Genomic DNA, 25,989 nt, shown 5'->3' on the forward strand with positions numbered 1-25,989 from the left:
CGGGGATATATGCATAATGATTTCTAACAGAGTTTTAACTAGATTTAAAGAAGTGATCGTTAAGAGGACAGAAATAGTAGAGGATAAATACTGTTTTTATGTAGAGATGCCTGTAAAAGAACAAGAGTTTGTACACTGTGGAGCGTCGATCTCTAAGGTTCATGATTTTAGAATCAAAAAATAAAAAAGAAGTAAATGGATATACTTTGAAATAAGTCTTTGATGTATCTGAAGATACTATATTGGATATTAGTTATTATGGTAAAAATTGTAACAATATAGACCAAAGCCAAATTAGTGGGATCTATTAATGGGAGAATTAAAATTAGAACAAGGATAAGTAACCAATTTATAGACTTGTAAGGGAAATAGTATATTAGTAGTTTTACTTTCAATATATAATTATTGTTTGTATAGAGATGAACTATGAAGAAAAATAAGGTTGAACTTCGTTTTTTATTATTAGTACTTTTGCGTTTATATGGCTAATAATTGGGGGAGTGAAAAATCTAACTCATAATAATATAATTTATTAAATATTTGAGGCAAGAAGAGATGGAGATCTTTCAGTGAAAGTTTCGAATCAGATAAAGCATATATCTTCCTATAAACATATTCATGTGTACTTATTATATTTTTAGACCAAGAGCGATGCAACGTGCTGGAGCTTATATTTTTATCAATTACATACCATTCAAATTTCTACAGGATTTTGCTTAATATTCCTTGTGATATTGTTGCCATTTGTGCGCGTGTGATCGATCCTTCAGGATTAAATGTATTTGAATTTACCCCTAACATAAATCCCTGCATTTTAGCTTCCATGATATCTGCATAGGCCCAATGCGTTTGTTTGACATATTATCTAGATTACGTGCGAGCATCGCCGCCATTTGCACACGAGTAACAACTTCATTTGGCTTGAATTGGTTACCAACCCCATAAATATATGGTTTTTGTGTCGGAGTTGTTTTTGTTCCTCCTAAGAATTAATAATTGTTTATGCGTAGTTTGAGAATATAGTATTACTAAAGCTCTAGTAGGATATTTAGTTACGCCAACGAACAACTTCATAATAAAAAAGAGAGCAATGTTTGATACCTGTGGGAACTTAGTTAATATCCAAAAAGCAGATTATAAGGATGTTTCGGCAAAGTACTGGGTAACAGAAGCTAAAGAAACCAATTTTATGGTCGTATATAATGATAATACCTTCTGTCCAGAAGAGAAGCTAACAAGGGCAGAAGCTGTTAAGGTACTCAATCGCCTATTCCAACGAGGTCCATTATCAGGAGTAGATAAACCAACATTAAAGGACGTACCTACAAGAAATTGGGCGTTTGAAGAAATTGAAGAGGCTGCGAGAGACATCAATACGAAATTAATAAAAATGGAAAAGAACTAATAAAATAACTAATAAAAGAACCAATTAGAAAAGAGGGATGATTGAAATATGAATCAGCCCTCTTTTCTCTTTAGTTCGTTCTAAATTTACATTTTTTATAATTGGAGGCACAAGCGATTTTAATAAGATTAAGAATACATATATTTGATATTTAATAGTGTTCTATCAAAATCATAGGTGTAGCAGTTCCAATGTTAATTAGATATCTAGCATTGGAACTATATAAAAGAAGGAACATGTACTTGTAACTCTCTATGTAAATCAAAAGCAATAGTAAAAAGGAAATATGACCAACTAATCCCCTCTCAAATTTATGATAATTAGATAATTTTTGTAATATTTATGGGTTGATTTAACTGTTTCCTTTAAGTATATGAATTTGGTTAATAATTATTACGTTTTTATACAAAATTCGACAATTTGTTATGTTATTATAGATAAGATTTTTTTATACTAGAATAAAGGGGGGAGAAATTTGGGGAGATTTGCAATCATCATGCCTGTTTTTAATAAAATGGATTATCTCAGTCAGGCAATTGATAGTGTGATCAATCAAACATTAGATTTTCGAGAACATATAGAATTGATCATTATTAATGATGGAAGTACAGATAATAGTTCTCTTATTTGTAAACAATACAAAGAAAGATACCCTAGTCATATTAAATATGTAGAAACAAACAATAACGGACCTGGTGCTGCAAGAAATTTAGGATGTAAAATGGTGTCGGAACATTCAGATTATATTGGGTTTTTAGATGCAGATGACACGTTGGAGCTGAATGCTCTCGAAAAGGTCGATCATTTTTTTAGAGATTATCCTGTAGATTTGGCAATTTTACCAATTAAGTATGTTGATTCAGAAGGTGTGATAAAAGACCATGCACTTAATTATCGCTTTCGTAAAGGTGATCGAATCATTAACATTTTAGAAGAGTACTCTGCTATTCATTATTATGCAGGTGGCGTCTTTATAAAAAAGAAATTATACGAAAACAATCAATTTAGCTTTGTTACCTCTATTTCTTATTGGGAAGATGCCCTGTCTTTCAATCAATATCTAATAGAAAATAACTATTATGGGGTAGTAACAGACACTGTCTATTATTATAGAAGAGAAGATAACGGACATTCATTAGTAGATGAATCATGGGGGAATATGGCTAGGTTTAACTTGTTAGACAACGGCTATAAGAAGCTGATCGATTTGTCACTGGCTAAGTTTGGGACGGTCATACCATATATTCAGTATTTATTGGTGTATCATATTAAGCTATATCTATATAAGAAAAACTCAAAAATATTTATGACTTCCTTAAACGAAGAGGAAAGAGAAAAATTCATCGTATCCTTCATCAATATCATCAGGTATGTGGATGATCGTATCATTCTTGAACAAAAGATGAATCATTACTTTAAAGAATTTTTAATATCGCTAAAAAGAAATGGATGGCCATTAAAGAGAGTAAGTATTTCTAAGAATCATCGTTCCGATAAAATAATTATCAAAAAGAAAACCTATGTAGGATTGGGGATAAAAATAGAGGGTTACTATAGTTCCGAATTCGATAGTCTGACAGAAAATGATTGTATCTATATAAAAATAGGAAAAAAATTAAAGAAATGCCCTAAGAGAGAGATTAAAAAAGATATAAAAATATGGGGAGTTACCGTTAGAGACTTTAAACATGCGGGATTTGAAATATTCCTGCCTCTACATCGTCTCAACATTGAATTTTACTTGTCTAAAAATGGTCTTTTATATAAATTGAATGAGTTTAATTATTACGTAAGAGTGATGAGTAAATTAACAGGTTTGTTCAAACGAAATAAAAAAGAAATAAAATATGGTCAAAAAGTAAAGAACTATGATGAAGAATCGATCATGTTTACTAAATAGAGTTCTAGAAGTGAGGGTTTATATTAATGTATGATATTTCGGTGATTATTCCGACATATAATTCTGAAGATTTAATAGCTGACGCATTGGATTCAATCAATCATCAAACCTTTAATGGGAAAATAGAAATTATTTGTGTAGACGATTGTTCTGAAGATAATACTGTAGATGTGATAAAAGGTTTTCATAGTAAAGAAAACAGGATGATAAAGGTTTTACAGCAGTCTCAAAATCAAAGACAAGGAGCTGCACGAAATAGAGGAGTACAAGAGGCTAAAGGGGAATACATCTTCTTTTTAGATAGTGATGATGTGCTTGATGAAAATACGTTAGAGGTTATGTACAAAAAGGCAAAGCTAAGAGATTGTGATTTTGTACTCTGTGATTGGACGTATCTCTATAGTGATAGAGGAGAAGTATATGTTAATAATGATCTATTCCTAATTGAAGAATGGTTAGAGATGGATCAATGTGAAATGCTATTTCAAGCAGAATCGTATTTTACCGTTAATAAATTATACAAAAAGGACTTTTTGGAAAAAAATCATATTCGTTATGGAGAAGGCTATATTTATGAAGATCTGGAGTTTTATATAAATGTAGTTCAAAATGCCAATATGATTGGTATCGTCAGTAATCCATTTTATAAAGTTAGGATTAATCCTAGCTCTACTACAAAAACAAACTACCATACTACCGTGCATATGAATGATTATCTTACAGCAGTTTCCAGATCATTAACTATTTTTAGCCCAAGACATGAAGAGTCTTTTTATATGGTTTATAAATATCTTTTTTACAGAGCGCAGCTATATTCAGAAAAACGGATACCAAAAAAATACCGAAAACAAATGGTGAAAAGTACAGTTGAGCTATTAAATAACCGAAATAAAACCTATTTTATCCCTGAGAAGATTGTCTTATTTAATCAGCTATACTTTCATAATAAATTGATTATGAATAATAAAATTAATACGATTATGTTAGTAAGGAAATTACAGAAAAAAGGAAAATTAAATCGTTATTATAAACTGTATCGCAGCTTAAAAAACATGATTGATATCCATTTTTATATAAACAAATTGAAGGAAAGTAAATTAAATAAAAAAAGACGATTATATCATCTAGAAAAAATAAAAAAGAAATATCAGTCGTCTCCCGTTCAAAGCAATACGGTCCTATTTTTAGGTTTTGATTATCGTTATACGGGTAATTCTAAATACTTTTTTGATTATTTAAAGGAAAGATATCCGGAATTGAACATTAATTATGTTACGAAAGACGAAGCGGTACCTCTAGAATACCGAATCAAACCGAAGAGTGCAGAATTTTGGAAAGCTCTTGGCGAGGCAAAGGTTTTTATAACTGAAAGCTGGACCCCCTTAGCATTTTATAAGAAGGAAGACGCTTTATGGCTTCAGCTTTGGCATGGAACTCCCTATAAAAAGCTGTTTTTTGATAGCCATGAAAAGTTTGTTTCTAAATATAATCGGAACCATAAGCGAAACAAGAAAAAAGATGTGGCGAAATGGGATTATCTTTTATCCGATTCGGAAGGCGGAAAAAATAAATTTAAGAGTGCCTTTTCCATTTCTAGTGATAAAATCATCAACTATGGCTATCCAAGGGTGCAATGGCTGAAGGACAACGATAATAATCAAGTACTAAAGGAAGAAATAAAACAGAAATTACAAATCTCCAATGAGAAAAAGGTTATTTTATATGCACCTACATGGAGAGACTATAATTTTAAAAATAAATACCCAGATTTTAATTACTTGATTAATCTTAGAAAATTAGCGGCTGAAATTGGGAATGAATATGTCGTGATTGCTAAATTACACTCAATGGAAAAGCAAAATTTAGCGATTGATAATATCATTATCCCTTCAGGAGATATCGAAACCCAAGAATTATTATTAATCACGGATTGTCTCATTAGCGATTTTTCTTCGATTATCTTTGATGTTTTACCGATCAATCGGAACGTACTCCTTTATATAAATGACGAAGAAAAATATAGAGATGCCAGAGGAGCGTATGAGGATTTAGAAGAATTATTAGAACCATTTACATTTAATCATGTAGAAGATATTATTGAGCAAATTACAAACAACGAAAGTCTAATCACCCATCCGAACTATAGTAATTTAAAGGAAACCTATGCAAATGTGCATGGATGGGATAGTAATAAAAAGCTTGCAGATGTGATCGTTAATTTTATGGAGTAGATATTTCCATCATTTGTCCTGATATATAAGTTTATTAAATCTTAATCCTTTATAAATATTGATCGCCTATTCTTTGGTTTTTATCGAAGAATAGGCTTTTAATTTTCCAAAAAGCGCTGAGCTAGTAGGGATCATACTAATGAAATTCAATCATCTTCCTTATTAATAACTACTTTCTTCATGTAAAAACTTAATATATGTATTAATTGATCGCCCATATACGCAGGAGAGTAGGGAAAATCATGATCAATCCATTCTAAAATTAAACCAATAATACCATGTACCTGATACGTATTAAAAAGCTTGATATTAATTTCGGGGTCTACTTCAGTATAGGTGAATTCGGAATAGTCTTCTCTAAATAATTGAACTAATTTTTTAATCATTTTTTCTCTAAAATTAACAGTTACTTTTGAACTCAGCATCAGTTTATAGAACTTTTTGTTTTCTAGAAAGTGGTCGAATAATACAATGGAATGGGATGATAGTTCTTCGAGATCCACAACAGATAATTGAAGGTAGGGCTTACGAAAAGCCTCCGTCATTTTTTCAAACATCTCATCAATTATCTCTTCAAGTACATCTTCCTTACTTTTATAATGGGCATAAAAAGTTCCACGATTGTAATCAGCGGCTTTTACAATCTCCGTAATGGTAATCTCAGAAAAGTTTTTTTCTTCCATTAAAGATAATAATGTTGATCTGAAATTTTCCTTTGTTCTCTTTACTCGTTTATCAGGATATTGAACAGACATACATAACTCCTTAGACAACTTTAGTGTACAAATTCAAATAATCTGTTGGTTATCGTACATATCATTAAGTATTGCATATTGAAGCTATTATATAAATATTCTATGCTTGATTTGTTTCATCATAATTGATCCTAGGATTCTATGCAAACATTGGATTTGGGCTTAAAAGGTATGCAAATGCCCAATAATTTTAATTGTAAAAATAGAATTTCAGGGAAGTATGAAGAACATACAAATCTAAGGATAGGTGATTGAAATGACATTTCCAGTATTAGACGGTAAAGTAGCGATTGTAACCGGTGCAGCAATGGGGATGGGCCTTGCTACAGCTAAACTTTTTGCAGAAGCAAAAGCTAAAGTAGTAGTAGCAGATTTTAATGAAGAAAAAGGACAAGCAGCAGTATCTGAAATTGAAGCAAATGGAGGAACTGCCTATTTTATAAAAGTTGATATTTCTAAATCTGATCAAGTACAAAATATGGTGGCGAAAACAGTTGAAAAGTATGGACGTCTTGATGTAGCTGTCAATAATGCCGCATTAACACCAGATAATGCCCCTGCAGCAGAATTTGATGAAGATTATTGGAATAAGCTAATCGCTGTTGACCTTACAGGAACAGCACTATGTATGAAATATGAATTACAACAAATGATTAAACAAGGACAAGGCGGAAGTATTGTTAATATCTCATCCGTAAGTGGATTCCGTCCTCAACCGAATAATATTGCCTATGTAGCTGCTAAACATGGAGTCGTAGGAATGACAAAGGTAGCTGCACTTGAAAACGGTGATAAAAATATACGCGTCAATTCAGTAGCACCAGGAGCAATTGATACTCCTATGCTAAGAGGTGCCTTAATAGAAACTGGACAAACTGAAGAAGAATTCGCACCTCAACTCAGTCTATTAGGCAGATTCGGTCAGCCAGAAGAAATTGCCCAAGCAAGCCTATGGCTAGCCTCAGACCAATCCTCTTACGTAACCGGAACAGTCATACATGCTGATGCTGGATACACAAGTCGTTAAAAAGGGAGGGACAGGGAGGGACAGGGAGGGACAGGGGGACGGTTCCATTGTCCCAAAATGGTAACATGATTTCCTATAACTCAGTCCTTAGGTAATTCTGTGCTTAAAACAGGAAAACCAGATTTCTATTTTCATAGAAATCTGGTTTTGCCATTTATTCAGCTTTAACAAGGATTTTTACTTGATCTCTTTCCTTTAATAGGCCTTCAAATCCTTCTTCGATTACTTCATCCAGTTTAATACGTTTTGTTACTAGTTTGTCAGCTGGGAAATAGCCTTGAGCCATTAAGCTGATAACGGCTGGGAATACGTCACGATATCCAATAATACCAGTTAAAGAGCGTTCTTTCATGACGATATCATGAGGGTGGATAGGTGCTTCTTTTTCAAATATACTAACAACCATTGTTTCACCATCAATTTTTGTAGCGTTAATTGCTTGCTTTAGAACAGGTGGGACACCAGTCACTTCATAAGCTACATCAACACCGCCATTGGTACGTTTGTAAATTTCTTCAATAGCATCGTATTTTTTAGGATCAATCACGATGGCACCTAGCTCTGCTGCTTTTTGTTGACGAATCTCGGATAACTCGACAGCATAGATTTCTGATGCACCAGAAGCTTTCAGTGCTTCAATAACAAGTAAGCCGATAGGTCCTGTACCGAAAACTGCGGCTTTGTCGCCGACTTTTAGTTTACTTTGACGAACAGCATGAAGTGCCACTGCAGATGGTTCAACAAGTGCACCTTGTTCAAATGATACTGTTTCTGGTAATTTATGAATCATTTCAGCTGGTACAGCTGCATATTCTGAAAATCCACCGCCGCCTCCAGCAAGACCATAAAATCCCATTTTATCGCAAAGATTATATTTTCCTTTTTTACACGCTTCACACTCACCACAAGCATAAATCGGTTCAACAGTAACACGGTCGCCAACTTGTACAGTTGTCACACCTTCACCTACTTCAACAACTTGTCCAGAAAATTCGTGGCCCATAACAATTGGAGCTTTATCCCCGCTTAATGGATGTGTTTCAGTAGGGATGAAGATTGGACCAGCTGTATATTCATGTAAATCACTACCGCAAATTCCGCACCATTCTACCTTTAATTTTACTTTCCCTTTTAGAGCTTGAGGCTCTTCAATATTTTCTAGTCGTAAATCTTTTTGGTTATGCCATCTTAATGCTTTCATCTCATGCATCTCCTAAAAAATTATAGTTTTTACACCTCCAGTATACTCTTTCTGATTACATATTCAAGAGACCAGCCTACCAAAAACTAGAAAATAAAAACTAAATTTCAAACTACTTTCTGCCTAATTTCACTTTTATCTATTTAAAACGAATATTTCATCCTTTATTAATTTTGTGTCAAATTAAGGAACTTGTTGGGACAGGGGGTCGGTTCCGTTGTCCCACTGTCCTTCAAGATTTAAGTCCACCACATTTCGGTAATGGAGTCTTTAACTAATATAGGTTTTAAGTTTTCAACAGCTTTTGTAAATCCTTCATTAATGGACATTAACCCGTCCTCATGCTCAATACTAATAACATAATCATAATTCATCAGTCTCAACGTACTAACAATATCAGCCCATGTTTTTAAATCATGACCAAAGCCAACGGTTCTAAAATACCATGCGCGATCACGCATTTCCGAGTAGTCTGTCATGTCTGTAAGTCCGTTTCTATTCATATTATTTTGATCGATAATTGTATCTTTCGCATGAAAATGGTGAATAGCATTCTCACGACCAAGTATTTTAATAGCTTCTATTGGGTCAATACCTTGCCACCACATATGACTTGGATCAAGGTTGGCGCCAATTGCAGGACCACATGCCTCTCTTAACCGCAGCATGGTATTTGGTGTGTGCACAGAAAATCCTCCATGAAGCTCTAAACCTATTTTTACATTATGAGCCACTGCAAAGTCATTTTTTTCTTTCCAATACGGAATCAGCTTCTTTTCCCATTGCCATTTTAAAATTTCTTGAAAATCATGGGGCCATGGTGTGACGGGCCAATTGGGATAGAGGGCATGCTCATGATCGCCTGGGCATCCCGAAAAGGTATTAACAACAGGGACTCCTAGTTCAGAAGCAAGAAGGATTGTTTTTTCTAATAATTGATTTGCCGGTTCCGAAATCTTTTTTTGTGGATGTAGTGGGTTGGCATGACAGCTTAATGCACTAATCACTAATCCATGCTCCTCAACCTTTTGCTTAAACTGTTGTAAAGCCTGGGGATTCATTAATAACATATCCACATTACAGTGTGCATTACCCGGATAGCCCCCTGTCCCCAACTCAATAGCTTCCACACCTTTAGAAGAAACATAGTCTAACATGTCATCAAATGGCATATCGGAGAATAAAACTGTAAAAACACCTAATTTCAAAGAAAGCCCTCCTTTTATAAGAAAAGTTCAGAATATACTGATTTGTAATCCATTACATTTATAACCATATATAAATTATTGAATATAATCAATGTTTTTCTGTATGAATTTTTTGTATTGACAGATAATTCTGTTCATAATATCATGAAAATGAAATCGATTACAAAAAACTTGTTAGGACATAGAAAGTAGGATCAAGATGGCAAACATCAAGCAGGTTGCTAAAGAAGCAGGGGTATCAGTAGCTACCGTTTCAAGAGTATTAAATGGACAGAGTACTGTAAAAAGTAAAACAAGAATTAAAGTAGAAGAAGCAATTAAAAAATTAAATTATGAGCCTAGTATGTTAGGTAGGAATTTAAGAAACTCTGAAAGTCGATTACTACTCGTGTTAATTCCAAAAATTTCAAATCCGTTCTATTTAGAAATTATTAAAGGGATTGAAAGCACAGCAATTGGTAAAAGTTATAATATTCTTCTATGCGAAACAGATTCCAATCCGGAAAGAGAGAATATTTATTTTGATTTAGTTAGAAAAAAAATGGCTGATGGTATTATTTCGATGGATCCAGCTGTAGATATGGAAGCATTAACAAAGTTAGCTAAAAGGCATGCCATTATTCAATGCAGTGAATATGCGGAGAATAGTCTTATTCCATATGTGACCATTGATAGTGAAGAAGCTGCATACCGGGCCGTAAAGCATTTAATTAAAATTGGTCATACAAAAATTGCTTTGATTAATTCAGATGAAAAATATTTATATGCCAGACAACGTAAAATGGGTTACCTAAAGGCTTTAAAAGAACATGGGATAACTGTGAATGACGATTACATCTACCATACAAAGCAATTAGGTTTTGAATACGGCCAACAGGCAATGAAAAAAATTTTGAATTTAAAAGATAGACCTACGGCTATTTTTGCTGTATCAGATCTGTTAGCAATCGGAGCGCTTAAAGAAATAAACGCAAATGGATTGCATGTACCGAATGATATAGCAATCGTCGGCTTCGACAAAATTGATTTTTCCAATATGACCCATCCTACACTTACTACCATTGCCCAACCAATGTATAAAATGGGAAAGATAGCTGCCGAAATGTTGATCAATAAAATACAAGGCAAAGAGGTGGAAAGTGTTATTTTAGATCATGAATTAGTTATACGCGAGTCTACATCAGGATAAGCAGTCATTAAGACTAGCGCTCTGTTATAAAATATTGATTTCATATCAGAGCGCTGGCCTTAAAATGTAATCGATTACATTCAAGGGGGAGCTTTATACAAAACAAAGGGGTGAATGGATTGAAAAAGTTACTAGTTTTATGTATAGGCTTATTAGCTGCTTTTGTCTTGGTAGCTTGTAGTAGTGAAAAAGGAAGTAGTAGTAGTAAGGGAGATGGAGACGATAAGTTAACAATCGGTATTTCGTTACCATCTGCCACACATGGGTGGATGGGAGCACTCATTGATAATGCTGAAAAACAAGCAAAGGAACTCAAGAAAAGTGAAGGAATTAACTATGTAATGACCAATGCAGCAGATCCTAATAAACAAGCAAATGACATTGATGATTTGATTTCACAAAAAGTGGATGTCATTGTCATGCTCCCAATTGAATCAGCTGCTCTGACTCCAGTAGGTCAGAAAATAAAAGATGCGGGTATTCCATTAGTCATTGTCGACCGAGAATTAGAAAACGATGCAGCAACAGTTGTGGTAAAAGGTGATAATGAAGGAATTGGTGTAAATGCTGGAAAGTACTTTATTGAGAAGTTAAAAGGCAAAGGAAAAGTTGTAGAGATTACAGGTCCGCCAAGCTCCGTGACAGAGCAGCGTGGAGCTGGATTTAAAGAAGCGATGGAGAGTGAAAGTGAAATTGAAATTATTGCTTCACAGAGTGGCGACTTCTCAACGGAAAAATCATTAGAAGTAATGCAGAACATTTTACAAGCTCATTCTCAAATTGATGCAGTTTTTACACAGGATGATGGAATGGCACTAGGTGTCCTCCAAGCCATTAAAGAAGCCGGTCGTAAAGATATTCAATTTGTAACAGGTGCCGGTGGTGGCAAGGAAGTTTTTGAGAACATTAAGGATGGTGGACTTATTTCAGCAACCTTCTTATATTCACCTACGATGGTTGAGGATGCAGTGAAAATTGCAGCAAAATTAGCTAAAGGGGAAGACCCAGAAGAAAAAATGGTCGTAAAAGAAGCCACTCAAGTGACAAAAGAAAATGTTGATGAGCACTATGATCCAGATTCAAAGTTTTAATTTCTAACTTTAAATTAGTATTCGGAAATACAATAGCTGTCGAATAGTTGTTGTATTTCCCCTTTTCCCTACAAAGGAGAGATGAGAAATGTCTGCCAATCCTTTCATAGCGATGAAAAATATCGAAAAATCATTTAACGGTGTATCCGTTTTAAAGAAGGTTTCTTTGCAAGTCGAGAGTGGTGAAATTCATGCATTATTAGGTGAAAATGGAGCTGGGAAATCCACTTTGATGAATATTTTAGGTGGTGTGCTCAAACCAGATGTTGGTTCCATCATTATAAATGGGAATGAAGTGAAACTTACAAACCCACGTGTGTCACAGCAGTATGGAATCAGTTTTATTCACCAAGAATTAAATGTCGTTTCTGATTTACGAGTCTATGAAAATCTGTTTTTAGGATCAGAGCTGCGAAATAAATTTGGATTTTTAAAAGTAGAAGAAATGTGTAACCAAACAAGTGACATTTTAGCGCTATTAGGTGTGGATATTCATCCGAAGGAATATGTACGAAATCTGGATACTTCCTATAAACAATTGATTGAAATATCCAAAGCACTCTTACATAAATCGAAACTAATTATTATGGACGAACCAACCTCAGCATTGGCAGAACATGAGGTAGAACGGTTATTTGCAAAGATGAGAAATCTTAAGAGCTCAGGTGTTTCCATCATCTATATTTCCCATAAACTGAAGGAAGTGAAAGAGATTTGTAATCGTTATACCGTACTTCGGGATGGGGAAGTAGTTGGGAATGGCGATATGGAAAATGAGAGTATAGAGACAATTACAAAACTCATGGTCGGTAAGGAAATTTCAGAAGAGCGCTTTACAAGAAAGCATACATTTGGTCCATCTGTACTCGAAGTGAGTAATTTGAGCAGTGAAGGACTATTTAAAAATATTCATTTTACTGTCCGGAAAGGTGAAATCGTTGGGTTTACTGGACTGGCTGGAGATGGAAGGACAGAGCTATTTGAAAGCTTATTTGGTTATCGAAAAAAATACTCGGGTGAGATTAAGGTTAATAGGCGGGTTGTAAAAATAGATCATCCACGAAAAGCATTAATGGCAGGAATTGCTCTTGTTCCAAAGGATCGAAAAGAAAATGCGATTATAAAAGATTTAAGTGTGATTCATAATATGAGCCTCTCTTCTTTAGGGCATTTTGAAAAATCGGGTTTTATTCATGAAGGGAAAGAAAAGAATAAATTTGATTTTTATAAAAGGAAATTAAACATAAAAGTACACAATCCACGGATTACCATTGATAAGTTGAGTGGCGGAAATCAGCAAAAAGTGATTATCGCTAAATGGTTAGAGGTTGATACGGAGATCATTATTTTTGATAACCCAACACAAGGGATAGACGTTGGTGCTAAACGGGAGATTTACCAGCATATTGTCGAATTAGCCGAGCAAGGAAAAGGGATTATTATCTTATCCTCAGAAGCTCCGGAAATTTTAAAGCTCTGTCATACCATTCATGTGATGTATCAAGGGGAAATAACGGCTCGCTTTACTGGTGAACAAGCTACAGAAGATGAAATTATGAGTTATGCAACTGGATCGAAAAGGGAGGTCCTTCATAATGGTTAATACTGAATTAAAGGAATCAAATCCACAACCAAAATCATCGAAAGCAAGCAATCGTTTCTCATGGCTATGGACAGATTATAGTGTAATTATTGCCTTTATCATTATTTTTATTGCTGCATCGATAATGAGTCCTAGATTCTTAGACATTAATAATCAAATGAATATATTAATGCAAGTTTCTATTATAGGTATCATTTCTTTAGGAATGACTGTTGTGATGCTCTCCGGTGGAATCGACTTATCGGTTGGATCCGTACTCGTCTTAGTCGGTGTCATTTCCGTTTTAGCATTAAATGCTTCAGGTAGTATTTTCGTTGCCATATTAACCGCATGTATCGTTGGTTCTTTTGCTGGTTTTTTGAACGGATTAATGGTAGCAAAAGGAAGGATTGCATCGTTTATTGCTACTTTAGGGATGATGGCCGCTGCACGCTCAATTGCCCTATATATAGCTAATGGCGGAAGTATTTCAGGGAAAGTATCTGGATTTACTGCTATTGCCAATAGTGATCTTTGGATTATCGATTATCCAATCATTATTTTTCTCGTTATGACCGTACTTGTCTATGTATTGATGCACAAAACAAGGTTTGGTCGCTATGTTTATGCTATAGGCAGTAATGAGAAAGCAGCTACTCTTTCCGCCATTCGTGTAAATCGTGTAAAACTAGCTGTATATAGCTTGGTAGGCTTATTAGTAAGTGTTGCTGCCGTTATTGAAACCTCCCGTCTAAATTCTATCTCATCCTCAAGCTCAGGGGTGTCTTATGAGCTAGATGCAATTGCTGCCGTTATTATTGGGGGCACAAGAATGACTGGTGGGAAGGGGAAAATTCTTGGCACATTTTTTGGCGTGCTTATTTTAGGAATTCTTAATAATATGATGAACTTAATGAATGTATCTCCACATCTTCAAGGCTTTGTAAAAGGATTGATCATCATTGTAGCAGTTGTCTTCCAAAAGAGGGAATAGGGAGGTATTCACTTGGATTTTAAAGTGGGGATTATAGGCTGTGGTTCAATAGCCAAATTACGCCATGCACCAGAATATAAAGCGAATCCATTTGTAAAAGAAATCATATTTTATGATAGAAATATTGAGCGAGCAGAAAATCTTGCTACCATGTTCGGTGGAAGGGTAGTAGAAACTGTTGACGAGCTATTACTCGATCCTTCTATACAAATAATAAGTGATTGCTCATCGAATGAAAATCATCATATATTTTCTACAAAGGCTTTACTTAATGGTAAGCATGTATTATGTGAAAAACCAATATCATTAACGATGGAACATGCTAACGAAATCGTTGAAGCACAAAGAAAAACAGGTAACAAATTAATGATAGATCATAATCAACGCTTCACTCGTGCCCATCAAAAGGCTAAGGAAATGATTGCCAGCAAAGAATTTGGCAATGTGCTCACCTTTAGAACGACATTTGGGCATCAAGGACCAGAGCAGTGGGGAGTAAATAAAACAAGATCGACTTGGTTTTTTAAAAAGGATCGCTCTGGCCTTGGTGTAGCAGGTGATTTAGGGATCCACAAAATTGATTTACTACACTATTTATTAGACGATGAAGTCGAACAAGTTAGCGCCTTTCAAGGTGCTCTCGATAAAGTCGATGAAAACGGCAAGCCAATTGAGGTATGTGACAACATCGTCTGTATTTTAAAAACAAAGCAAGGACGACTTGGTACAGCCTCTTTTTCATGGACATATTATGGTGAAGAGGATAATAGTACGACGCTTTATTGTGAAAAAGGAATAATAAAAATATACAACAGCCCTGAAAATCAAATTGAAGTGATAACAAAAGAAGGGGAAAGGATTAACTATAAGCTTGAATCCATTCAAACAAATGATAACCAAACAAACACAGGTGTCATTGATGCATTCATTGATTGTGTTCGTTTAGACAAAGAACCACTTGTAAGCGGATCAGATGCTCTTTCTTCGTTGAAAGTAGTCTTAGGTATAATGGAAGCAGCGGAGCATAATTGTATGATTCGTATTTAATCTTGTTCTAAATCCTTGCTTTTCATTAACCAATCTTAAAACGATTATGAAAGAAAATTCCTTGCCAATAAAGCAAGGGATTTTTACTATAGCTTTACCTTTTTATATTTGTAAGGTGAAAAATTACTGTGAATCCACAAAATAAAAAATAATATTTTTAACTAACAGATACAACCAAAATGACTACAAGTATAAATACCATTGCAAAAAGCCCCATTAGCTTCATAACGCCTTTTTTGGATAAGGAGTTATTCTCATCCTTATTTTTTCGAGTGATAATCAATGATAGTAAAAACCCAATAATAATAACTGCTAATATAATATATTTTTCCATCAAGTCATCTCTCCCTTATATTCATCTCTTCGAACACTTATCAATAAATCTTGGAAAATATAACAAAGGATATAAATAAGGTGCTGATTAATAATGCTGACAATAGATGAAGCATCTCATTTGCAGTTAGTATAATAAAATCGAATTGGATCCCTATATTAAAGACAATTAAATAGATCAGCATCGCAACAAAAGAAGCAAACATTCCTTTTTGCCTAATGAGTCTCATCCGTTCATCCTTTTGCTTGAACTGAGGGTATAAGTTGGATAAACAAAAACTCATAATCGCCATTGCTAGTTGAATAAATATCATGGTTGAAGGAGCAGCGTTTGCTTTAATACTTGCAAGTATCAAAAATCCAGCCATCATTAAAAAGAGCATACCTAGTATGAAGAAGGGTATTCTTGAATAATGCATCTGGCAATCCTCCTAGTTTTTAAAATCCTTCACTTATAATCTTCTTCTTCTAAAAAAAATAGGCTTTCTACATTTGTTTCAAATAATTCTGCCATTATCATAGCTAAGGGGAGGGAGGGATTATATTTCCCCTTCTCAATTGAAATAATGGTTTGCCTAGACACCCTTAATTTTTCTGCTAATCTGTCTTGGGAATAGCCATATTTTTTTCGGTATTCGGGTACCTTATTTTTCAACCACCATCACCTCTTTGGAATTATTTTAATGTAAAGCTAACTTTACGTCAAGCTTCCTTTACATTTTTGGAAGCATAGGGAAGCATAGGGACGGTTCTTCTGCTTCCTAGAAAGAAGTTTACGCCTGAAACCACCCGAAATTTATCGAATGTTATAGAAAAGCGTCATGGTGAGTAAACATCTCTACGACGTTTTTCTTTTATTTTTTTCCAAACGTGCCCTGTTGCTCATTACCTACCCAAACCACTATTACACTGTAACCTTTAAATCAATCGTCACAATAATTTTTAATAGAGAAAACCAAAAAATCATATCTTTTGAAACTAGACTAGGGGTTATCCTTAGTCTACTTTTGGTCATCCTTAAAAAGTTTAAGCCAGATTAAAATCATCGTGACAGCTTGCAATCGAACTTCTGTTCAGATTTTGTTCATGGAATCTATGTTAGTATCTCGAAGGGAGTTGATATAAAAAAAAGAAAGACATAAGATGGAAATATACATAAAAATAAATTCATTTTTGGAGACATGATAATGAAGAAGAATCTATTAATTGTCGTGAGCATTATCATGCTGTTTGTTATTGTCTTTCTCTTGGGTAATTGGCATTATTTCGTAAACGATGATCCGCGAATGGTAAAAGATGGTGTCGTGAGTATTGGCTCGGAGAAATTAAAGAAACCGGTAAAACTAGATGGGGATTGGTCCTTTTATCCCAATGTTTTGATACCCGCAGGGGAAAAGCTAGATATCTATAATAACAAAAGGACTACGATTGAAGTTCCGTCTGATTGGCATCAGTATGTTGAGCCGAATGACGAAGGTCTTTCTGTGGGGACTTACCATCTAAAAGTAAAGGTGCCGATTGATGCGGAGTATGGCTTATATATTCGGGCTATCCGCCAAGCCAATCGTGTTTTTATAAATGGGGTAGAGGTAGGGGCAAAGGGAAATCCTAGCACAGTTTTGAGTGAATATGGTTCAGAGAATGATGATAAATATACGGTATTTGCTCGAAGTATCAATCGTGAACTTGACATTATTATTCATGTTACTAATTATTATTATTCTCGTGCAGGAATTATTTTCCCTATTCAATTTGGTACGAAAGAGGTCATCCAGACACATTACCGATGGAAAGTGTCAGTAGATGCCTTTATAAGTATTGGGCATATTGTTTTAGGAGCAATTTATATTCTTGCATATGTGCAAAATCGGAAACGGAAAGAGGAGCTATTTTTTGGTCTCTTTACAATAGCATTAGGGCTATACATGTCATTTATTAACCAAAAAACATTTTTTCTATTATTTCCTGATATTCCGCCATTGAAGCAACTTCATTTGCAGTTAGGAGTAATACCCATTGCTTTAATGTCATTAACCCTTTTTATCAATTATATGTATCCACAATTACATAAAAAAAGAACCATCTATATAGTAATGATTTTGCTTGGTGTCGTTTTTGTTTTCTACGGTATATATAATCCAATTACAAAAAATCTAAGACCTACCTCAGAGGAGGAATCCTTGTATAGAAGTTTAGCCTATATTGGGGTTACTGCACCTATCATTTTCTATAATGTGTGGACACTGTTTCGGGTTATGATGAATCGCCTTGAAGGTATTCGCTATGTTTTAATCGTTGTTTCAGCTATTTGCTGTTATACTATTTTACTCATTCTTAACTTTTTAGTGGGAATACCTATTGATTATACTGAATTTGTATTGTTTTTACTTGTGCTTTTAGGCTTTTCTTCGCTATTAAACTATCGATCCAATGTAGCCTTTATGAAAATAGAAGCATTGTCGGATGAATTACTTAAACATAATGAAATGAAGGATGAATTTTTACTTAAAACATCACATGAATTACGAACTCCCCTTAATGGTATTTTAAATCTAGCAAAATCATTAATGGAAGGTGCACAGGGACCATTGAAGCGTCCTCAACAGGAGCAAGTTATCTTAATTCATAATGTTACACAGCGTTTAGGTTATTTAGTGGAGGATTTGTTGTTTTCCTCCAATCAAATGACTGGGGAAGTAAAGGTTTCTCCAGTTGAGGTTTCAGTAGCCGTTATCAACGAAGTAGTTGAAGAAATTCGGAGTGTCATGCCAAAGAATAGTCAAGTACGTTTAATTGCTGATGTAGACTTGGAACTTCCAACTATGTTTACCGATGAATTACGCTTTAAGCAAGTACTGTATAATTTATTGCATAATGCCATAAAACATACGAAGTGTGGGGAAATTATTGTGACGGCATATGTCCATCATCAACATATGATGATTGAAGTTAGTGATACAGGTTCTGGTATTCCTACACAAGATTTGGACCGTATCTTTAATGCCTTTTATCAAGTAAATCATCAATATAAAAAAGAAGGGCTCGGTTTAGGTTTGAGTATTGCTAAAAATATTGTCGAGAAATTAAATGGTGAAATTCATGTGAAAAGTGTGGTAGGAGAAGGCACAACATTTACATTTACAATGCCACTTGCAGTGCAAGAACAAGTGATCAATGAGCAATCAGCTGCGCTTGCTCCGTATCCATCCACAGAGGTTCTTAAACTTAATTTACCTTTAATCTATAAAGGGAATGATAAGAAAATACTTGTGGTGGATGATAACCATGTGAATATCAAGGTTTTAGCCGATGCATTAGTTCTAAAGGGATATACAGTAATAGCTGTTGATAATGGCTTTGATGCGGTAGACTATGTTAAAACAAACCAGGTAGATTGTATGTTAATTGATTTAATGATGAATGGGATGTCAGGGTATGAGCTATGTAAACGAGTACGTAAGCACTATGACATGCTAGAGCTTCCAATCATCGTGCTAACAGCTATTATGAAGCATTCTGATCTATTGCTAACTTTGCAAGTTGGTGCTAATGATTATTTACAAAAGCCTGTTTCGATGGATGAATTGTTTATCCGAATTGAATCTTTGCTAGCTGTTAAACAATCTTCAATTGATGCAATTGAAGTGGAAATGAAGTATTTGTTTTCCCAGGTTACGCCGCATTTTGTCTATAATACTCTTAACACAATTATTGGTATGAGCTATACCGATATGGATAATACGCGAGAAGCGCTCTACTGTTTGGCAACGTATTTCCGAGCTAAGCTTAATGTTCATTATCGTAATAGTTTTGTTTCCATAGAAGAAGAGATTGAACTTGTAAAGGCATACCTGTATATCGAAAAGATGAGCTTTGGTGATCGTTTAACGATAAAATATGATATTGATGAATCCATTGCATTAATGATTCCTGCATTATCACTTCAGCCATTGGTAGAAAATGCTGTTTTTCATGGCATTTCTAAGAAACCGGAGGGCGGTACGATTGAAGTAAGTGTACAACGAGAAGGGCAATTTATTCGTATTAAAATATATGATAATGGTGTCGGTATTCCAGAGGAAAAACTTCAGCAACTATTAAACGAGGAAAGCTCACGCATTGGTTATATGAATCCATTAAAAAAATTTAAATTAATGAAAAATGCAAGTTTTCGTTTATACAGTGAGGAAGGAAAGGGGACAACCATTGTCATTCTATTACCAGGGGGTGGCGCTGCATGAATATAATTATTGTGGATGATGAGAAAATGGCTATTGATGTTTTAAGTATCATCCTAAAGCGACTCACACAATTTAAGGTTTCGATAAAAGGGGCATTTACAAATGCAGTGGATGCCCTCCACTTCCTTGAAAAAGAATCGGTGGATGTTATATTTTTAGATATCGAAATGATCGATATTCAAGGTATACAAGTGGCGAAACAACTAGTAAAAAGGCACCCATTCATACAGGTGATATTTGTAACAGCACATTCCCAATTTGCCGTTGATGCTTTTGATGTTGAGGCAACAGATTATTTATTAAAGCCTGTTCATGAAAACCGACTGATCAAAGCGTTAACGAAAGTCCAAAAAAGATTGAAACTACAAATGGAGGAAAATAAAGAACACGAAAAGAACCTCCTATATGCTCATACTTTAGGTAGTTTTTATTTACATAATAATCAGCATGAAGTAATGAAGTGGCGAACAAGAAAGGTACGTGAGCTTTTTTTATACTTATGGTTTCATCAAAAACAGCCTATAGCAAATGCGGTCATCATTGAGGAGTTATGGCCAGATTTAGATTTTGAAAAGGCATCAAGCAATTTACATACAACGATTTATCAATTAAGGAAGCTTCTCAAAGATAATGGTCTCAAAGAGCCCATTCAATTAGTCAATAACCATTATCAATTAAATGTTGAGATAAAAAGCGATTTGGATGAACTCAATGCATTATTAGATCAAGGAAATCACGATGACGTGTCCATTCAGAAGCTATTAAATTGCTATGAGAGTGACTTTTTAGCAGAGGAAGAATATTCTTGGGCTATTCATATACGATCCTACCTAAAACAAGGCGTATTGAATGTCCTTGAAAAATATACAGCAAATTCAACCTCCACCAATTCACTATTAAAATATAATTGCCTACAAAAAATGCTAGAACTCGATGAATTTAATGAACAGTATATGTATCAACTATTAGAATTCCTAATCAAACAAAACAAAAAACAACAATGCATAGAATACTATAATCACATAAAAAGCAAATTAATCGAAATAGACTTACCCATCCCAGAAGAGATTGAAAGAATATATAACGATTACATGAAAGAAGCATAGGGACGGTTCTTCTGCTTCCATTTTTGTTGCCTGGTACTCCTCGGATTTTGTCGAAAGCTTAGTAGATAGATAAGGGAGAAAGGAAAGCTCCATAGAGAGAAATCTCTTTGGGGCTTTTGATTTTTTTCAATTCGTTTGGATATATGGAATTAAAAGAGTAGTCTTTTAATCATTTAAGTAGTCCAAAAGAAACACATCAATCCTTTAAAGTAATATATAATAACTAAATATTTAAAATTAACTAAAAACTATATTGATTATCTATTTTATTGCTGTTATACTTTAAAAAAATAAATTTTCTAGGCGTTTAAGTTAAATGATAGTAAACTTAAATTGTGTAAAGAAAAGATATAATATTATAACAATTTAAGGAGAATTACATGAAAGTAAACAAGAATTTACCTACACCTTTATATCATCAAGTAAAGGATTACCTAGAAGAAAAAATCATTTCTGGTGAATGGGAACCAGGTTTTCAGTTACCAACAGAAAAGGAGCTATCGTCCCAATTTCAAGTAAGTAGCATTACGGTAAAAAGGGCGATTCATGATCTGGTAAACAAAGGAGTTCTCTATCGTCAAAGAGCAAAAGGGACTTTTGTCAGTAAAAGAGAGGATAAAGATATATACCAGCTAGTGTCACTCCGGAATGAAGCGGATGAATCAAAACACCATCCCCATAAATCATTGTCATTCAAGGAAGAAGAAGCTGGTGTGAAAATTGGTAAGATGCTTGATATCAATGCGAAAGAAAAAGTTTATAAAATTCACAGATTAAAAATTGAAGAAGAGACGCCAGTAGGAATTGAATATACCTATATTCCAAGTTCCCTATTTCCAGGTCTCACAGAAACAATGATAGAAGATGACCTTTTCTATAATGTTTTTACGAATAAATATGGGTTGAAATTAGAGAAAGCCAAAATCTTTTTCTCTACCATTATTGCAGATGAGTATGAAGCAGCCCTTTTAAACATACCTAAAGGCGAGCAGCTATTTGTATTAGAGAGGTTTACACATACAGAGGATCAGCAAATTATTGAATACTCAAGGTTTATTATTAGGCAAGAGAAATCCAGGTATTATATCGAAGTAAAGCTTTAAAAAATATCTTGTAATTTTACATATAATTTTTATTTTAAAAGAATATAATATTATAATTTTATAACTTTAGTTTAGTAAATTTTGATTAAGAAGGGGATGATATGAACTTATGAAAATTATTGTAATCGGTTCGGGAATTGTTGGTTCAAGTACAGCTTACCACTTGGCAAAAAAAGGTGCTGAAGTATTTTTAGTTGATAGACTTCATGATGGGCAAGCAACAGCAGCAGGTGCTGGAATCGTTTGTCCATGGATTAGTAGCGTAAATAATAAGGATTGGTATACTCTTGCAAATGCTGGAGCATGTTACTATCCAAAACTAGTTTCTCAACTTAAAGAAGATGGAGAGAGCAATATAGGCTATGGATTAGTAGGTGCACTTGCTGTTAGTAATGACGATGAAGAACTAAATGTGATTGAACAAACGGCTAGAACACGCCAATTGGAAACACCAGAGGTCGGCGAGGTTAGGCGTTTATCAGGTAGAGAAGCCCGTGAACTTTTCCCACCTTTAAATGAAGATCTTAAAGCTGTCTATGTATCAGGTGCAGCTCGAGTTGATGGGAGATTATTGAGGGATGCTTTAAAAAGAGGTGCAGAAAAGCATGGTGCACAATTATATACCGGATTGGCCAGCCTCGAAATCGTGAATGAAAAAGTAACTGGAGTTCATGTGAATGGTGAGGTTTTATCTGCTGATGCAGTAGTACTAACAGCGGGAGCCTGGATATCTGAACTGTTAGAACCGTATGGAATTGGACTGCAGGTTGAGCCACAGCGCGGACAAATCGTTCATTTAAAGCTTCCAGATCAAGATACCTCCAATTGGCCAGTTATCCTTCCGCAAAGTAGTCACTATCTTGTTAGTTTTGAAGATTCGAGAATAGTTGTAGGAGCAACGAGAGAATCGGGTTCTGGTTTTGATTATCGTGTAACTGCAGCCGGTGTAAAGGAAGTTATTGAAGAAGCCTTATTTGTAGCACCTGGTCTTTCAAATAGTACATTGCATGAAGTAAGGGTTGGATTTAGACCCATTAGTGCAGATATTCTTCCTTTATTAGGTCATATACCGGCAGTAAATGGATTAATCATTGCCAATGGACTCGGTGCATCCGGTTTAACGATGGGACCATTCGTTGGTAACCTAGCAGCTAAGTTGGCTCTTAATGAAAAATTGGAATTAGATATTACCCCTTATTATCCTCTTAGACATTCTCAAAATTTAAAGCATTGTTGAAGTATTACCGTTCACTATATTGGTTTTTCACCTTTTATGTATTCCCAATAAGAAATTTTATTCTCAAAGATTATATGATTAAAATCTTAAGGGGATAAAATTTCAGAATTGTCACAATAGAGATGGATTTTAGTAGATGTTATTTGGTTTTATAACAAATTGAACAAGGGGGAAATAAGTTGAAAAAACAATTCTTTGTATTATTCATTTGCCTTTTCCTTATGATCATGTCAGCATGTGGGAACAAAACAGGAAATAAAGCGAATGAAGGTAACGGTAGTGACAAAACGTTAGTTTTAGCGGCTTATGGTGGTAGTTATGAGAAAAAAATGAAGGAATCAGTTATTCCAAAATTTGAGAAGAAGTATGGTGTAAAAGTTAAGTATATAACCGGAAGCTCTGTTGATACATTATCAAAGCTTCAAGCACAAAAGGATCACCCACAGATCGATGTTGCTTTTTTAGATGATGGACCACAAGCACAAGCAAAAGCCTTTGGACTTTTAGCACCATTAGATGAAAAAGTAGTTACGAATATGGAACATGTTTATGACATAGCAAAAGATGAAGATAATATTGGGATTGGCTTTGGAATTATCTCAACAGGGCTTGCCTATAACAAAGAACTATTTGAGAAAAACGGATGGGAGCCATTGAAATCATGGAATGATTTAGCAGACTCCAAATTTAAAGGGAATTTAGTATTACCATCGATTGCAAATACTTATGGTGTCCACTTGCTCATCATGGCAGCAAAAGCTAATGGAGGAAGTGAAGAAGATATAGAGCCGGGCTTTGAAGCTCTGAAAAAAATCGCAAAGAATGCCGTAACGTTTGATAAAACAGCCGATGTATCTAACTACTTCTTACAGGGACAAACAGTAGCGAGTGCGTGGGGAAGTAGTCGGGTGTATACATTGCAGGACACAGGTTTCCCGATTGAATATGTTGTACCTGAGGAAGGTGCGATTGCATTGATGTCAACCATAAGTGTCGTAAAGAATGCACCTAATAATGATTTAGCACAAAAATTTGTAAATTATGTATTAAGTGAAGAGGTTCAAAAGGATTTTTCACAAGCGCTATTTGATGGTCCCGTTAATAAAAATGTGAAACTAGAAGGAGAGATCACAAAGAAGATTCCATATGGCCAGGAGGAAATTGACAAATTAATCAAAGTAAATTGGAAGCTTGTCAATGAAAAGCGTGCGGAATGGACGGAAAGAGCCAATAAAGAAATTGAAATCTCGCATTAATGAAGAGGTGATTAGATGAGTTATTTAAGTTTGCAGGATATTGTTAAAAGTTTCAATCAAGTTGAGGTTGTTAAACAGCTAAGTTTAGATATTCAGCAAGGTGAGCTCATATCATTTCTAGGACCATCTGGATGTGGGAAAACAACGACCTTAAATATGATTGCTGGTTTTTTGGATGTTGACGGAGGAAGAATCATGGTGGATGGGGCACCTGTTCACTTACTTCCGCCAAATAAAAGGGAAATGGGCATGGTTTTTCAAAATTATGCTCTATTTCCCCATATGACCGTATTTAATAATGTAGCCTATGGATTAAAGCTCCGTAAGGTTCCAAATAATGAAATCAAAATTCGAGTAGCAGAAGCATTAGAAATGGTTAGATTGTCTGCCTATGAGAATCGTTACCCAAGGGAATTATCAGGGGGACAGCAGCAGCGTGTTTCGTTGGCAAGAGCATTGGTCGTTAAACCAAAGGTGCTTCTTCTAGATGAGCCTTTAAGTAATCTCGATGCGAAGCTCCGCCAAGAAATGAGAGAAGAAATTGTTACAATCCAGAAACAGGTAAAGATTACGACGATATTCGTTACTCATGATCAGGAGGAGGCACTTGCTATTTCTGATCGCATTGCTGTAATGAATGAAGGGTGCATTGAACAAGTCGATGATCCTACAACCATTTATAATCATCCAAAAACGGATTTTGTATCGAAATTTATTGGTGAAGTAAACCAAGTACAAGGGAATGTTCTCGAAACCTTTGAAAATAATGTATGTAAAATTAGCTTTTACGGTAATGAACAGCTTGTGCCTGTTCAAACCTCTGGAAATAAGGAAATGAGTTTCTTTATTCGACCGGAAAGGATCAAAATATCACAGGAGGAAGGTGGCATTGGCTTCCAAACAAGAGTCGAAAGGAAAATATTCCTTGGTTCAAAAACAAGATATATTTTAAATGTGAAAGAGAAAAAACTCATTGCAGATATTTCAAATACAGAGTTGAATCCTCATCATATTGAAGAGGGAAAGAATGTTTATACCTATTGGAAGCCTGAGGACCTATTACCTTCAAAAGAGGTGAGTTGA

Annotated in this window: 22 protein-coding genes; 16 read left to right on the plus strand and 6 right to left on the minus strand. The window is 34.7% G+C overall.

Going from position 1 to position 25,989, the window contains the following annotated elements; translation table 11 throughout:
• The first annotated feature begins 16 nt into the window (after positions 1-16).
• The 4 genes from MHI39_RS03665 to MHI39_RS03680 all read left to right on the plus strand — a co-directional run bounded on the left by MHI39_RS03665 (position 17) and on the right by MHI39_RS03680 (position 5,536).
• Positions 17-184 (plus strand): hypothetical protein, encoded by a 168-nt coding sequence (locus MHI39_RS03665; RefSeq protein WP_342540697.1) that lies wholly within the window; start codon positions 17-19, stop codon positions 182-184.
• A gap of 906 nt (positions 185-1,090) precedes the next feature.
• On the plus strand, positions 1,091-1,405 hold the full coding sequence (locus tag MHI39_RS03670; protein ID WP_342540698.1) for an S-layer homology domain-containing protein: 315 nt from the start codon (positions 1,091-1,093) through the stop codon (positions 1,403-1,405).
• 475 nt (positions 1,406-1,880) lie between these two features.
• Positions 1,881-3,305 (plus strand): glycosyltransferase family 2 protein, encoded by a 1,425-nt coding sequence (locus MHI39_RS03675; RefSeq protein ID WP_342540699.1) that lies wholly within the window; start codon positions 1,881-1,883, stop codon positions 3,303-3,305.
• A 26-nt stretch (positions 3,306-3,331) separates the two neighbouring features.
• Complete coding sequence (locus MHI39_RS03680; protein WP_342540700.1) at positions 3,332-5,536, plus strand: CDP-glycerol glycerophosphotransferase family protein; 2,205 nt, start codon at positions 3,332-3,334, stop codon at positions 5,534-5,536.
• Positions 5,537-5,682: 146 nt separating this feature from the next.
• Here MHI39_RS03680 and MHI39_RS03685 read toward each other — a convergent pair whose 3' ends face one another.
• Positions 5,683-6,291, minus strand: coding sequence for a TetR/AcrR family transcriptional regulator (locus tag MHI39_RS03685; protein WP_342540701.1), 609 nt, complete (start codon positions 6,289-6,291; stop codon positions 5,683-5,685).
• A 256-nt stretch (positions 6,292-6,547) separates the two neighbouring features.
• On the opposite strand from MHI39_RS03685, the gene MHI39_RS03690 reads away from it, so the two are divergent.
• Positions 6,548-7,318, plus strand: coding sequence for an SDR family NAD(P)-dependent oxidoreductase (locus MHI39_RS03690; protein WP_058006677.1), 771 nt, complete (start codon positions 6,548-6,550; stop codon positions 7,316-7,318).
• Between the two features lie 154 nt (positions 7,319-7,472).
• On the opposite strand, the gene MHI39_RS03695 is transcribed toward MHI39_RS03690, so the two are convergent.
• Entirely contained in the window at positions 7,473-8,519 is a 1,047-nt protein-coding gene (locus MHI39_RS03695; RefSeq protein WP_259548881.1) for a 2,3-butanediol dehydrogenase, read from the minus strand.
• 239 nt (positions 8,520-8,758) lie between these two features.
• Positions 8,759-9,727: a sugar phosphate isomerase/epimerase gene (locus MHI39_RS03700; RefSeq protein ID WP_058006679.1), complete on the minus strand. Its 969-nt coding sequence runs from the start codon at positions 9,725-9,727 to the stop codon at positions 8,759-8,761.
• A gap of 199 nt (positions 9,728-9,926) precedes the next feature.
• Here MHI39_RS03700 and MHI39_RS03705 point away from each other — a divergent pair, with 199 nt between their 5' ends.
• The 5 genes from MHI39_RS03705 (at position 9,927) to MHI39_RS03725 (ending at position 15,630) form a co-directional block, all read left to right on the plus strand.
• Positions 9,927-10,916 carry a LacI family DNA-binding transcriptional regulator gene (locus MHI39_RS03705; protein WP_216384308.1) on the plus strand — a complete coding sequence of 330 codons (990 nt, stop codon included), beginning with the start codon at positions 9,927-9,929 and terminating at the stop codon, positions 10,914-10,916.
• 110 nt (positions 10,917-11,026) lie between these two features.
• Positions 11,027-12,007: a substrate-binding domain-containing protein gene (locus MHI39_RS03710; RefSeq protein WP_342540702.1), complete on the plus strand. Its 981-nt coding sequence runs from the start codon at positions 11,027-11,029 to the stop codon at positions 12,005-12,007.
• A gap of 88 nt (positions 12,008-12,095) precedes the next feature.
• Positions 12,096-13,610 carry a sugar ABC transporter ATP-binding protein gene (locus MHI39_RS03715; protein ID WP_071974708.1) on the plus strand — a complete coding sequence of 505 codons (1,515 nt, stop codon included), beginning with the start codon at positions 12,096-12,098 and terminating at the stop codon, positions 13,608-13,610.
• Positions 13,603-14,583 carry an ABC transporter permease gene (locus MHI39_RS03720; protein ID WP_342540703.1) on the plus strand — a complete coding sequence of 327 codons (981 nt, stop codon included), beginning with the start codon at positions 13,603-13,605 and terminating at the stop codon, positions 14,581-14,583. Before MHI39_RS03715 ends, MHI39_RS03720 begins: the two co-directional genes overlap by 8 nt.
• Positions 14,584-14,595: 12 nt before the next feature.
• Complete coding sequence (locus MHI39_RS03725; RefSeq protein WP_342540704.1) at positions 14,596-15,630, plus strand: Gfo/Idh/MocA family oxidoreductase; 1,035 nt, start codon at positions 14,596-14,598, stop codon at positions 15,628-15,630.
• A gap of 157 nt (positions 15,631-15,787) precedes the next feature.
• Here MHI39_RS03725 and MHI39_RS03730 read toward each other — a convergent pair whose 3' ends face one another.
• From MHI39_RS03730 to MHI39_RS03740, 3 genes are read right to left on the minus strand one after another with little or no spacing between them, the layout of a single operon-like run.
• Positions 15,788-15,964, minus strand: a complete 177-nt coding sequence (locus MHI39_RS03730; protein WP_342540705.1) for a hypothetical protein — start codon at positions 15,962-15,964, stop codon at positions 15,788-15,790.
• A gap of 40 nt (positions 15,965-16,004) precedes the next feature.
• Entirely contained in the window at positions 16,005-16,382 is a 378-nt protein-coding gene (locus MHI39_RS03735) for a permease (protein ID WP_342540706.1), read from the minus strand.
• A gap of 29 nt (positions 16,383-16,411) precedes the next feature.
• Positions 16,412-16,618, minus strand: a complete 207-nt coding sequence (locus MHI39_RS03740; RefSeq protein WP_071974712.1) for a helix-turn-helix transcriptional regulator — start codon at positions 16,616-16,618, stop codon at positions 16,412-16,414.
• A 532-nt stretch (positions 16,619-17,150) separates the two neighbouring features.
• Between MHI39_RS03740 and MHI39_RS03745 the strand changes: the two genes are divergently transcribed.
• The 6 genes from MHI39_RS03745 to MHI39_RS03770 all read left to right on the plus strand — a co-directional run bounded on the left by MHI39_RS03745 (position 17,151) and on the right by MHI39_RS03770 (position 25,989).
• Positions 17,151-20,204 carry an ATP-binding protein gene (locus MHI39_RS03745; RefSeq protein ID WP_342540707.1) on the plus strand — a complete coding sequence of 1,018 codons (3,054 nt, stop codon included), beginning with the start codon at positions 17,151-17,153 and terminating at the stop codon, positions 20,202-20,204.
• Positions 20,201-21,310 (plus strand): response regulator, encoded by a 1,110-nt coding sequence (locus MHI39_RS03750; protein WP_251345755.1) that lies wholly within the window; start codon positions 20,201-20,203, stop codon positions 21,308-21,310. The genes MHI39_RS03745 and MHI39_RS03750 overlap by 4 nt, the downstream gene beginning before the upstream one ends.
• A gap of 380 nt (positions 21,311-21,690) precedes the next feature.
• On the plus strand, positions 21,691-22,413 hold the full coding sequence (locus MHI39_RS03755) for a GntR family transcriptional regulator (protein ID WP_071974715.1): 723 nt from the start codon (positions 21,691-21,693) through the stop codon (positions 22,411-22,413).
• Between the two features lie 109 nt (positions 22,414-22,522).
• On the plus strand, positions 22,523-23,650 hold the full coding sequence (locus tag MHI39_RS03760; protein ID WP_071974716.1) for an FAD-dependent oxidoreductase: 1,128 nt from the start codon (positions 22,523-22,525) through the stop codon (positions 23,648-23,650).
• Positions 23,651-23,829: 179 nt separating this feature from the next.
• Positions 23,830-24,906, plus strand: a complete 1,077-nt coding sequence (locus tag MHI39_RS03765) for an ABC transporter substrate-binding protein (RefSeq protein WP_235849651.1) — start codon at positions 23,830-23,832, stop codon at positions 24,904-24,906.
• 15 nt (positions 24,907-24,921) lie between these two features.
• Positions 24,922-25,989, plus strand: a complete 1,068-nt coding sequence (locus MHI39_RS03770; RefSeq protein ID WP_342540708.1) for an ABC transporter ATP-binding protein — start codon at positions 24,922-24,924, stop codon at positions 25,987-25,989.

Source organism: Heyndrickxia sp. FSL K6-6286 (assembly GCF_038630395.1).
GTDB classification, from domain to species: Bacteria; Bacillota; Bacilli; order Bacillales; family Bacillaceae_C; genus Heyndrickxia; species Heyndrickxia oleronia.